General features: G+C 70.2%; 7 protein-coding genes. All 7 read right to left on the reverse strand.

The window, feature by feature from the left end; all coding sequences use genetic code 11:
* On the reverse strand, positions 1-2,222 hold a 2,222-nt coding region (gene pbpC / locus NON22_RS12555; protein ID WP_257387283.1), incomplete at its 3' end, for a penicillin-binding protein 1C.
* A gap of 20 nt (positions 2,223-2,242) precedes the next feature.
* The gene (locus tag NON22_RS12560) at positions 2,243-8,266 is read right to left on the reverse strand and encodes an alpha-2-macroglobulin (protein ID WP_257387284.1); all 6,024 of its coding nucleotides are present in this window, start codon (positions 8,264-8,266) and stop codon (positions 2,243-2,245) included.
* Between the two features lie 255 nt (positions 8,267-8,521).
* Entirely contained in the window at positions 8,522-9,166 is a 645-nt protein-coding gene (gene msrA, locus NON22_RS12565; RefSeq protein WP_257387285.1) for a peptide-methionine (S)-S-oxide reductase MsrA, read from the reverse strand.
* 227 nt (positions 9,167-9,393) lie between these two features.
* Positions 9,394-10,317 (reverse strand): DMT family transporter, encoded by a 924-nt coding sequence (locus NON22_RS12570; RefSeq protein ID WP_257387286.1) that lies wholly within the window; start codon positions 10,315-10,317, stop codon positions 9,394-9,396.
* On the reverse strand, positions 10,314-10,970 hold the full coding sequence (locus NON22_RS12575) for a glutathione S-transferase family protein (protein ID WP_257387287.1): 657 nt from the start codon (positions 10,968-10,970) through the stop codon (positions 10,314-10,316). Before NON22_RS12575 ends, NON22_RS12570 begins: the two co-directional genes overlap by 4 nt.
* A gap of 419 nt (positions 10,971-11,389) precedes the next feature.
* Positions 11,390-11,707 carry a hypothetical protein gene (locus NON22_RS12580; protein ID WP_257387288.1) on the reverse strand — a complete coding sequence of 106 codons (318 nt, stop codon included), beginning with the start codon at positions 11,705-11,707 and terminating at the stop codon, positions 11,390-11,392.
* 179 nt (positions 11,708-11,886) lie between these two features.
* Positions 11,887-12,649, reverse strand: a 763-nt coding sequence (locus NON22_RS12585; RefSeq protein ID WP_257387289.1) for an FAD-binding protein, incomplete at its 5' end; no start/stop codon positions are given.

Here is a 12,649-nt window from a genome sequence, read left to right on the forward strand (position 1 = left end):
TCGACGGTCGCGCTGAACGCGACGCGCGCCTCGTCGCTGCCGGCGTCGTGGCGCGCACGCACGGTATAGGCCGCGCCGCGCAGCGGCGAAGTGATCTGCGGCGCCGCGCCGCCGGCGACGGCGCAGTCCGCGTCGGCCGGCGGCTGACGCCGCGGTATGCCGGCCTGCGCGAACACGCGCGCGAGATCCGACGGCCAGTATTCGTAGACCTCGGTCCGCGTCGTCGCCGGGTCGAACGGCGGGCAGGCGGCCTTGCCCGTGCGCACGTCTATCGTGACGGGCCGGTGCACGGTGCTGACGCGGATCGGCGAGACGCCCGGAATGAACCAGGTCGTGCCGCGGCGCGGACACCAGGCGTTCGGCAGGTCGCCGCTGGCCAGGCAGATTTCCACTTTGCGCAGGCGCGGCGGAATCGTCCAGGCCGGCTCGGTCAATGTGCGGTCGCGCGCGAGGATCGCGTCGGCGATGCGGAAAAACAGCGGCGCGGCGGTCTCCACGCCGATCAGCGCCGGATTGCCGGCGCCGTCGAAATTGCCCATCCAGACGACGAGCACGTAGGGACCGAACGCGCCGGCGGTCCAGGCGTCGCGAAAACCCCAGGACGTGCCGGTCTTCCAGTAGATCGGCAGGCGCGCCGGCGTGGCCGTCGTCGCCTCGTCGGGCCGCGGGTTCTGGCGCAGCATGTCCAGCACCATGAAGCTCGCTTCGTCGCTGAGCAGGCGCACGTCGCCGCCGGCCGGGGCGTCGGCGCGCAGGCGCAACGGCTTGAGCACGCCGTGATTGGCCAGCATCGCGTAGAGCGTGGCCAGTTCCTGCATCGTGACTTCGCCGCCGCCGAGCACGAGGGCCAGGCCGTAATGCCGCTCGCCGGCCAGGCGGCCGATGCCGGCGCGCTTGAGAAAGGTGTAGAGATTCGGCTCGGCCAGCTGCGAGGCGACCCAGACCGCCGGTATGTTGCGGCTGCGGATCAGCGCGTCGGTGGCCGTGACCGGGCCGAGGAAGCGGCCGTCGTAGTTTTCCGGCGTGAACGGACCGAACGAGCTCGGCACGTCGCGCAGCACCGTGCGCGGATGCAGCACGCCCTGATCCATGCCGAGCGCGTAGATGAACGGCTTCAGGGTCGAGCCCGGCGAGCGCTTCGCCGCCGTGCCGTTGACCTGGCCGGCGATGGCCGGGTCGGCGTAATCGGCCGAGCCGACCAGCGCCTTGACGCTCATGTCGCGCGTGTCGACGAGCAGTGCGGCCGCGTTGCTGATGCCGCGGCGCTGCTCGCGCTGCAAGGTCTCGCGCACCTGGCGTTCGACGGTGCGCTGCAGGCCCGCGTCGATCGTCGTGTCGATGCGCGGCGATTCGCGGCGTTCGGCGCGCGCCTCGCGCAGCACCTGCTCCATCGCATGCGGTGCGGCGAACGGCAGCTGCGCCGGCGTGCGCAACTGCAGCGGCAGGCGCATCAGCGCATCGTTCAAGGCGTCTTCGGGATGGCGCGCGCGCCAGCGCGCATAGAGCCGCGCGCGCGCGGCGCGCAGGCCGCGGTTGAGCTGGTCGTCGCCGTCGGCGGCCGCTTCGCGCAGGCGCCGCGTCGGATCCTGCGGGATAACGGCGAGCGCGAGCGCTTCGGGCAAGGCCAGATCCTCGGCGCGCTTGCCGAAATAGACCAGGCTCGCCGCGGCCACGCCCTCGACGTTGCGGCCGTACGGCGCGTAGTTCAGGTACGCCTCGAGGATCTCGTCCTTGGAATAGCGCAGCTCCAGCCAGACCGCGCGCAGTACCTGCTCGGCCTTGCCGGCCGGGCTGCGCGTGTTGAGCCGGTACATCAGCCGCGCGAGCTGCATCGTCAACGTGGAGCCGCCCTGGCGATGGCCGCCGCGCACGTAGCTGATCCACGCGCCGCGCGCGAGGCTCAGCGGATTGAAGCCCGGATGCCAGCGGAACCAGGCGTCCTCGTGCAGCAGCACGGCCTCGACGAGCGCCGGCGGCATCTGCGCGAGCGGCAGCCACTGGCGGTACTTGTCGTCGGGACTCAGGGTCAGCCGCAGCAGGCTGCCGTCGGAACCATACAGCGCGGTCGACGAGCCGGCCTGCATCGCCGACAGCGGCGCGTGCGGATACAGGCGCAGGCCGATCAATGCGAGCGCGATCAGCGCCGCGCCGGCGAGCACGTTCTGCCAGCGCAGCACGAGGCGCCATAGCGCTCGTGCTGCCTGACCGATCCGTGCCCGCATCGCCGCAGTTCCTAGCTGCTTCAGTTCGGCTTGACGACCGTGATCGTGCCGCCGAGCGACTGCGCCTGCACCGTGCGTTCGTACATCGATTCGCCGTAGGCCGGCGGCACCACGAAGCGGCCGGCGTTGGTCGCCTTGATGCGATAGATGAACTCGCGCACGTCCGGCGTCGCACGGCCGTAGATCACGACGCGGTCGTCGCGCACGTCGGCGTAGTCGGGGGTCCAGGTCGAGCCGCTGACGCCGACCGTGCTGCGCCAGGCCGGCGTCGCCGCCGGCTCGGCCGCCGTGTCGTCCTCGCTTTCCGGCGCCGGCGCGGCCGGGGTCTCCTGCACGACCTCGAAACCGCCGGGCAGCAGATCGACGATCGCCGCATCGCCGACGCCGTCGGCACGCGTGGAGCGGATCTTCAGCTTGACGAGGATTTCCTGGCCGAGCTCGACCGTGCCGATGACCTTGCCGTCGGCGTCGGTGTACTCGCGGATGATCTCGAGGCCTTCCTTGATCTCTTTTTCCGGCGCGCCGCGATCGAAGCCGCTCTGCGCGACGCTGTACCACGCGTTGAGGTCGGCGTCGTTGGCGATGCGCAGGCCCTTCGCGTCGCCGCTGAAGTCCGCGTGCAGGACCAGGCCTTCGGCCTTCGCGATCGGCTTGGCCGCGCCGTCCTTGGCCAGCTCGAACAGGCGCAGCTTGTCGCCGGCGAGCTCGCCGGCCGACTTCGCGTAGACGTCCAGCGCGAGGATCGTCGTCGCCGACGACAAGGTGTTGAACAGGCCGCGCGACAGCGGCCGCACGATGTTCTCGAGCGCGACGGCCGGCAGCGCCTTCATGCGCTCGGGGAAGTGCTTGGCCAGCAGGTACAGGGTCGCGCTGTCGCGCACGAGCGGATCGTAGTATCGCTCGTAGCGCCAGCCGCTCTCGATCGCCGTGCGCGTGAGCACCTTCTCGGGACCGACGATGAGCTTGAGCGCCTCGTTCTGCTGCTTCATGAGCTGCAGGCTCGCGGCGAGGTAGGCGGCCGCCGTGTCCTGCATCCACGAATCCGCATAACGCTCCTGCAGGCGCTGGCGCACTGAGGCGAGCGCATTCGTCGTGACCGTGCCCTGGCGCGTCAGCAGGTAGATCGCGAACGCGCGCTCGCGCAGGCCCGGCAGCGAACCGTCGCTTTCGTCGGCGGCGAGCTTGTTCAGATAGCCGTTGGACTTGTCCAGCAGATCCTGCGGCACGTCCCAGCCGCGCTCCTTGGCCTCGAGCAGGTACTGCACCGCGTAGACCGACACGTAGCGCATCGATTCCGGCGTCGCGGTCCAGAGGCCGAAGCCGCCTTCGTCGTTCTGGCGCGAGCGCAGCACCGCGACGAGCGCGGCGAACGCCTGCCTGGTCGTGCTCGTGTCGGCCGGATCGCGCAGCAGCTTGCCGAACTCCGGATTGGAATCGAACACGAGCGCCGGCACGGCCGCGCTGAGCAGCTGCTCGGTGCAGCGGTGCGGGAAGCTCGACAGATAGGCCGACAGGCCGCGCGCGAGCACGAGCGGCACGTACGAAGCGTTGGCCTCGCGTTTCGCATGCGCGTCGAACATCGTGCGCAGCGGCTCGACGGTCTTGTCGCCGCGGGCCAGATTGCCGATCGCGACCTCGGTACGGTACGGCACGGCCGGCCGCACCGACAGGTCCACGGCCTGGCGCGCCGACTTGTCGCCGCTGCTCGCGACGAACTTCAAGGTCGCCGCGCCGGGCTCGCCCTTGGCGCGCAGGCGGAACACCGCCACGCCTTCGCGCAGCTCGCCGAGCTTGAGCTCCTGCGTCGCCGCGCCGACCGCTTCGATCTGCGCGCTCGGTTCGAGCTTCAGCGCGATCGCCGATTCCTTGCCGTTCAGGCCGGTCAGGTTGTTGGCGACGCCGACGCTGACGTCGAACTCGTCGCCCGGCGCGACCATGGCCGGCACGTTCGGCGACAGCACGAAATCGCCGCGCACGGTGGTCGCCGCTTCGGTGCGGCCTATGCGGTCGGCCGCGACCGACACGGCCATGACGCGCAGCTTGCCGTTGAAGTCGTCGGGCACGGTCCAGGTGAACTCGCGTTCGCCGTCGACGTCGACGATGCCCGACCACCAGGCCACCGGCGGCTTGCGTTTCTTCTTGAACGGATTGAGATGCTTGCCGAGCAGGTCGTCGGCGTCGCCGCCTGGGGCGGCCATGCCGGTCAGGCGCGCGAACTCCGGCAGGATCAGATCGAGGATCTGGCTCGTCGACACTTCGAGCATGCGCTTCTGGAAGAAGTGATCGAGCGGATCGCCGAGCTTGTAGCGCGCGACCTGCAGGATGCCTTCGTCGACGGCGAACAGGGTCACGCGCGAACGCGCGCCGCTGGTCACTTTCATGCGCAGGATTTCGCCGGGCTTGACCAGCGCCGGCGTCGCGATGGCCAGCGCATTGCGCCGCGCGTCGCGGTTGACCGAGAACGGCGCGATGCCGTAGCTCAGCGGGCTCATGAAGATCTCCGCCGACGACGGGTCGCGCACGTACTGCACATTGACGTAGCCGTTGCCTTCGAAATCGGCCGGCACGCGGATCTTCTGCACCGATGCCGTCGTCGTCGCCTTGAACCACTGGTGCGCGTAGACCTTGTCGCGCTCGAGGGTGATCAGGCCCGCACCCGCGTACGGCGCGCGCACGGCGATCTCGATTTCCTCGCCGGGCGCGTAATCCTTCTTCGACAACGCGAGCTGCAGCTCGGCGTTGCGTTCGAGCGAACGCGCGACGTTGGCCTCGCCGGCCACCGAATAGCTGACCTGGTTCAGCGTATCGCCGCGGTTGTTCTTGACCAGCAGCGCGTAGTCGCCGGGCTGGTCGGTCGCGAGCCTGAAATCCAGCCCGCCGCCGGGCAGCGCGAGCGGCTCTTCCTTGACCGGAACCTCCTTCAGGCGCGACTGATACTTGTAGGCGCCCGAATCCTGCTTGGTCAGCACCGACACGTAGCGGCGCTCGACGAGCACGGCCTTGAGGCCGTCGACGCCGATGCGCCTGGCGTTGCTGTCGATCGCGATCAGGTTGACCTTGCGCTCGGCGCCGCGCGCGACGTAGTCGAGGTTGTCGGTGACCTTGACGCCGATCAGGTAGTCCAGCGACGACACCAGGCTCGCGGTCTCGGCCGAGACGCTGCGGCCGCCTTCGGCCTCGTAGCCCTTGGCCAGGAAATGCAGGCGGTAGCTGGCCGTGCCGTACTTGGACAGGTCGAGCGGGAATTCGGCGATGCCTTCGGCGTTGGTGACCTGCTCGCCGAGCGGCTCGCTGTAGCCTTCCTTGGCCTTCTGCGGATCGTGGAACGTGTGGTCGGGCCAGCTGCGGAACAGCGGCAGCACCGGCGACAAGGTCAACGTGGCCTCGACGCGGCGGTCCTGCGCCGGCGTGCCGAACAGGTTCTGCAGGCTCACGCGCGCGCTGAGGTCGTCGGGCTTGATCCAGCCCTCGACGACTTCGCGCGACAGATGCGCCGTGGCCTTCATGCGGTCGGGCAGGAATTCCTTGACCTGCACCGTCGTCGAGCCGATCAGCTGCGGATTGTCGTACTGGTCGATCAGCGACAGGTTCACGGTCCAGCTGCCGGTCGGCGAGGTTTCCTGCGTCGCGAACGACAGCTCCTCGAAACCGGCCTCGCCGAGGCGGATCTTGCGCCTGTCCACGCCGAGGCCGCGCGCGTCGAGGATGTCCGCCTGCAGCGGCACGCCGCTGAGGTCGCGCGACCAGTCGGCCGCGCGCACGATCATGCCGATGTGCACAGTGTCGCCGGGCCGGTACAGGCCGCGGTCGGAATACAGGTAGGCGCTGAGCTGGCCGGCGCTGCGCGCGTTCTTGATGCCGCCCACGTCGAAGCGCGAGAAATCCAGGCGCCGGTCGCGCTTGCCGATCGGCAGGAACGACAGGTCTTCGCCCTTCTTGACGACGAACATCGCCGGCGACTTCTCGCGCGTGTACGCGTCGACCGACGCCAGGTGCGCATGGCCGGCCGCGTCGCTGCTCGCGTGCTCGAGCGCCTGGCCGTTCTGGCCGACGACTTCGACGCTGGCGCCTTCGACCGGCGCGCCCGTCGCGATCGACTGCACGTAGGCGTCGAGGCTGCCGTCGAGCGAGCGCTTGACGATGAGACCGAGGTCGGTCACGACGACGAAGCGCGCATCGTTGAGTTCGGAATATTCGCCGTCGCTGTCGTAGCTCGACGAATAGCCCTCGCCTTCGCCCTCCGTGTATTCGCCTTCCTCGGACTCGGAGCCGGCATACGGATCGGGCGCGCTGACGCCTTCCTCGCCTTTGGTCTCCTGCTGCGCCGGCTCGCTGGCCGGGTCGTAGTCGCGCAGGCGCAGCAGGAACACGCCGCGGCGGCCGCTGGCCAGGTACTTGGACAGGTCGACGCCTTCGTAGTGGGCCTTGGTCGGATCGTCCGACTCGAACCCGAGCTTCTGCTCGAAGCGCTCGGTGATCTTGTCGCGCGACAGCGAGCCGAGCTCGGGCTGCGCGAACGTGCCGTTGTTGAAGCTGACCAGGTGCTGCAGCTGATCGGGCAGCACGCGCGCGATCTCGAGCTTCATGCCGGGCACGTTGCGCGAGACCACGGCGATACGCTTGTCGCCCGACAGCGACAGCAGCGCGCCGTCGGCCATGAAACGCAGGATGCGCGGGTAGTCGGGCACCTGCAGCACGTTGTCGACCTTGTCGGCGAGCTGGTAGCCGCCGAACGCAGCCAGGCCCTTGCCGACGCGCACGTAGACGTAGCGGCCCGGATCGGCGCGGAACTTGTAGCTCTGCTGCTCGGCATAGTCGAGCTCGGCCGCGATCGGCTCGAGCGCCAGGCTTTCGGCGCTCTTGAGCACGCGCTCGTCGACGCCGCCGTAGCTCCAGTTCCATACGTCGTCGCGCTGGCCTTCCGGCGCGAACGGATTGTGCAGCGGCAGCAGCCAGGCCTTGATCGCACCGGCGGCCGGCTTCTCGCCGACCGCGTGCGAGAAGTTCACGAGCAGCACCTGCTCGGGCTCGAACTGGCTGTTGTCGACGAGCGTCGGCTCCATGCTGTTGACGCCGAGGCTGTACAGGCCCGGCACCGACACGCTCGCGGCGACCGCTTCGCTGCTGCCCTGGCCGCCGGCCGCGGCCGCGACGCCCTTGTCGATGCGGTATTCCAGCGTGGTCGAATCCTTCGGCGGCGCCGGCAGCGGCGCCGAATGGATCCACGCATTGAGCTTGAGCTTGTCGTAGTTGACGACGAACTTCTGCGCGATCTTCTGGGCCTTCGGACCGTACAGGAACAGCTCGATGTGCTTCTCGAACGCGGCCGTGTCGACCGGATGGCTGAAGCTCAGATTCGCGATGCCTTTCTTGAGCGTCGCGTCCTGCGGGTCCTGATAGAACTCGCTGCCGGCCAGGGTGACCGTGAACGCGGCCGTGGTGAATTCGAAATTGTCGGCGCCGACGCGCACCTGCGGCGCGAACAGCACGGCCTTGTCGATGCGGCCCTTGTACTGCTGGCCGACGGGCCAGTCGCCGTCTGGCGTGAAGCGCAGCAGACGGTCGCTGACCCAGTTCCACTTGCCCGCGATGGCCGGCTGCAGGGTGATGCCGGCGGTCACGTCCTTGCCGACGAGCGCGAGCGGCGCGACCGACTGGTTGAAGTTCAGATCGAGGGGATGGATCGTGATCGGCTCGGCCGTGTAGTCGGTCAACGCGGGTGCGGTCGCCTGCAGGGTCGCAACGACGGGCTGCGGTGGCTTGGGCCGCTCCTTCTCGTACTTGTAGGCCAGCCAGCCGCCGCCGGCGAGCACCGCGACCCCGGCCAGCACGGCCGCGACACGGCCCGGATTGCGCCGGACCACGTCCCAGCCCGCCAGGCCGCCGCGTTCGGCCAGGAGCATCCAGCCCGGCGCCTGCCAGGACACGCGCCCGACGACGATGCCGAGCAGGCGTCCGACCAGACGCAGCACGAAAGCCAGCAGCCGCCACAGCGCCATAGCCAGCACTAGCGGCAGACGCGCGAGCGCGCGAAGCAGATCCATGTGATTCCCCAAATCGTGGTGGCGGCGAAACCGTTCGCCGCGCCGAGACCCCAAACCCGCAATGGTTCCCGCTTCGGCCACGCCAGGCAAGGCCGGGACCGCTTGCGGACGGCGATATTAGGACCGCGATTTATGTCGGAATCGGGGCGAAGCCCTGCAGCGGCGCCGATGTCTGCGCCGTGCGGCCGGGAAAACGCACTATGACGGTTTTGTCGCTGCGCCGGGGAATCCGGCGCGAGACCGGCGTCCGGCCGGTCAGATCGCGCCGATCGGGCAGCTGACGCCGGTGCCGCCGAGACCGCAGTAGCCGTCCGGATTCTTGGCCAGGTACTGCTGGTGATAGTCCTCGGCGTAGTAGAACGGCTTGCCCTGCGCGATCTCGGTCGTGATCGCGCCCTTGCCGGCCGCGGCCAGCGCCTGCTGGAAGCGGTTGCGCGACTGCTCGGCCGCAGCGAACTGCGCCGCGTTCCCGACATAGATCGCCGAGCGGTACTGCGTGCCCGTGTCGTTGCCCTGGCGCATGCCCTGGGTCGGATCGTGGTTCTCCCAGAACACCTTGAGCAGCGCATCGAGCGACACGACGGCCGGGTCGTAGACTACGAGCACGACTTCGCTGTGGCCGGTCAGTCCCGAGCAGGTTTCCTCGTAGGTCGGGTTCGGCGTGTAGCCGCCCGCATAGCCGACGGCCGTGGTCAGCACACCCGGAATCGACCAGAACTTGCGCTCGGCGCCCCAGAAGCAGCCCATACCGAACAGCACGCGCTGCGCGCCCGGGAACTCGCCGCGCAGCGGCTGGCCGCTGACGTAGTGGCGGTCGTGCAGCGGCAGTGGCTGATCGCGGCCGGGCAAGGCCGCGGCGGGGTCGACCATGCGCTGTTTCCAGGCGCCGATACCGAGCATGGGATTCTCCGGAGAAGGGGATGGCCAGCAGATGGGGGCTGGAGTCGGCCGCGCAAGCGCGGAACGCCGCGCGGCCGGTCGCCTGAACCGTCGCTGCGGCGACCGAACTCCGGATGGATTCCGCCGCGAGACCCGGCGCCGCGGGGAGGCGCCGCCGCGGCCGGCGGCAACGGCGTATCGCGGTGAAAGACCCGAAGTCGTCCGGCGGCCGCTGGCGCGACAGGACACTAGGTCTCCTCGCTGCGCCCGCCGGCCACGAAGATGCCCGCCAGCGACACGGCCAGTCCGACCCAGTCCAGCACGACCGTGGGCCGGTCGAACAGCAGCACGTCGAGCACGAACGACAGGCCCGGCTGCAGCAACAGCAGCAGGCCGACCAGCGAGGCCGGCAGCTGTGGCATCGCACGCGCGATCAGCAGCCAGCCGAGCACCTGGCCGAACAGGGCCAGGCCCAGCAGCGCCGAGAACGACTGCAGGCTCGGAATCGCGAAACGGTTGCCCTCGGCGAGGATGACCACCGCGAGCACGCCGGCGCACAGCAGCGAGTTCAGGCACAGCAGCTCGGCCGGCGAACGCGCGAGCTTTTCTTTCTGCGCATGGCGGAAGCTCAGCAGATAGGCCGCGTAGGCGATGCCGGTCAGGATGCCGAACCAGACGCCGAGCCGGTATTGCGCGTCGACCGCCTGCCAGTTGCGGCCGACCAGCAGCCAGAGCCCGGCGAAGGCCAGCGCGAGGCCGCTCGCGAAACGCCAGCCGAGCTTCTCGCGATAGAACCAGAGGCCGGCCAGGGCCATGACGAAGACCTGGAAGTTGCCGAGCAGGGTGGCGAGTCCCGGCCCGACGTCGCGGATGCTGCGATGCCAGAGCAGCAGGTCGACCGCGAACGCGATCGCCGGGAACAGCATCCAGGCGACTTCGCGCCGGCCCATCGCGGGCGCGCCGCCGCGCCGGCCGCTGCGCCAGCCGCCGTAGGTCCAGCGCCGCTGCAGGAGCAGCAGCAGCCAGAGCAGGCCGCCGCCGAACGCCATGCGGTAGAACGCCGATACCGACGGCGCGACCTGCGCCCATTTGACGAAGATGCTGGTCGTGGAGATCAGAGCGGCACCGGCGACCATGGCCGCGACCGCCGGCCGCGGCGCCGTCGCCGTCATCGGCTTTCCCGCTTCGCGCGCTGTTCCGCGTCGGCGTCTGACAGCCATTCGCGCAGCGCCGGCAGTGCGAGCAGCGCGTCGATGTAGCCGCGCTCGACCGGACCGACCGGAATCGCATAGCTGACGATGCGCAGCGCGACCGGCGCATACATCGCGTCGGCGATGCTGAAGCCGCCGAACAGGAACGGGCCGCCGGCCGCGTATTTCGCGCGGCAGTCGCGCCACAGCGCGCCGATGCGCTCGATGTCGCGCAGCACCTCGGCGCTGACCGGGGCCGTGCTGCGCTTCACGCAGTCCATCGGGCATTGCGTGCGCAGGTTCTGGAAGCCCGAATGCATTTCGGCGCTGACCGCGCGGGCCAGCGCGCGCGCGGCGATGTCGCGCGGCCAGCCGGCGCCGTCGAGCCAGCGTTCGTTGCTGTATTCGAGGATTGCCAGCGAATCCCAGATCACGAGGTCGCCGGCGCGCAGCACCGGCACGCGGCCGGTCGGCGAATAGTTGCCGATCGTGGCGTAGAACTCCGGCGTGTCGAGCGGCAGGCGCACCTCGTCGAAGTCGACGCCGTGATGGCGCAGCAGCAGCCACGGCCGCAGCGACCAGGACGAATAGTTCTTGTTGCCGATGACGAGGGTGGGACGCACAGTGTCGGACATGGATGCGGCTCGCGGCGTGCCGCGGCGACGGCCGCAGCGGACGGGCGCCGCGGCAGCAGGGCCGGGGCGCGGACAGCGTGCAAGCCTAGCATCCGTTCATGGCCGAATGCGGGCGGACGGCGGGCACAGCGGCGGCGAGCGGGCACCAGGCAGCGAAACGACCGCTACCGCCAGGCGGTGGCATCCTGCGAGCGCGGCGCATGCGGCACCGGCGGCGAATTCGGATCGTCGAGCTCAGGCGACGCGGCGCGGCACATTACCGGCCGCCGCGCAAATGCAGCGGGATCGCCGGCGTCGCGGCAACGACGACGGCGGCGCAACAAGACGCCGGCTGCGCGGTGCCGGCGATACCGCAAATCGTCGTCGCGAATACGGTGGCCCGGCACAGCCGGGCCGCCGTGTCGACCTCCGCCGGAACCTCAGCGCCGGTCCTGTGCGTCGTGCTTCTGCTCGTCGATGTTCTCGCTCGCGTGGTCGAGCTCGTGCTGCAGATGACGGCGCTCGCCGCGCGTGACCACGCCGTCGGCCTTTGCGGCGCGCTCGTCGCGGCGGATGTGCACCTGCTGGGCGCGCAGGCCGGCCGCTTCGCGCCGGGTCAGTTCGCCGCTGGCCACGCCCTGGTTGATGCGGGCGCGCTGGTTTGCCTCGCGCGCGTCGACGTTCGGCGTCGCGGCGGAAGCGGTGCCGGCGAGCAGCACGGCGGTCACGAGGGCAATCGGGACTAGGGTCTTGTACATGGTCGTCTCCTCCGGCCAGCACCGGCTGGCTGGAAGACGACAACGCGGCAGCCGCGGCGGCGTTGACGCGCGGCGCAACTGCGGATGCGGCGGCGGCGCGCATCCGGAATGCGATGCAGACCGACGTTCGGGCGGATCACGGAATTGCGGCGGCGGCGAAGCGTGCCGGCGCTGGCCGCTCAGCCCGTGAGCGCCTGCGCCGCATCGCGCCGGTAGTGCGCGCCGACGCTGTCGCGCCGCTGCAACGCGGCGGCGACGATGTGCCGGGCGACCGCGACGCGGCGGCGTTCGCCGTGCGTCGCCGCTTCATGCTGCAAGGCCTGCAACGCGAGCTGCGCCTGGTGCAGGCCCTGCGCGTCGCGCACGAGGCCCGCATGGCGCCAGAGCAGGTCGCGAACGGCCGCGTCCAGCACCGCGCCGACCGTACCGTCGACCGGCGCCGCGAGCGCCGGCAGGTCGAATCTCGTCGCCGGCAGCGCCGGCTGCTGCGCGAGCCGCCGGCCCAGCGCCCGGCCGAACACCAGTCCTTCGAGCAGCGAATTGCTCGCGAGCCGGTTCGCGCCGTGCACGCCGCTGCAGGCGACTTCGCCGACCGCGTGGAGGCCGGGGACCGTCGTGCGGCCGGCCGCGTCCACGCGTACGCCGCCCATGTGGTAATGCTGCGCCGGCACGACCGGAATGGGCTGCGTGCGGGGATCGATGCCCTCGATCCGGCAGCTCGCGAACACGGTCGGGAACCGCTGCGGAAACGCCGGGCCGACCGCGCGCGTCGCATCGAGCCAGACCGTCTCGCCGCGTTCGAGTTCGGCCCAGACCGCACGCGCGACGACGTCGCGCGGCGCGAGCTCCGCATCGCGCGCGACGGCCGGCATGAAGCGCCGGCCCGCGCCGTTCACGAGCATGGCGCCGGCGCCGCGCAGCGCCTCGGTCAGCAGCGGCAGC

It is taken from the genome of Tahibacter caeni, from assembly GCF_024609805.1.
In the GTDB taxonomy this organism is placed as follows: domain Bacteria; phylum Pseudomonadota; class Gammaproteobacteria; order Xanthomonadales; family Rhodanobacteraceae; genus Tahibacter; species Tahibacter caeni.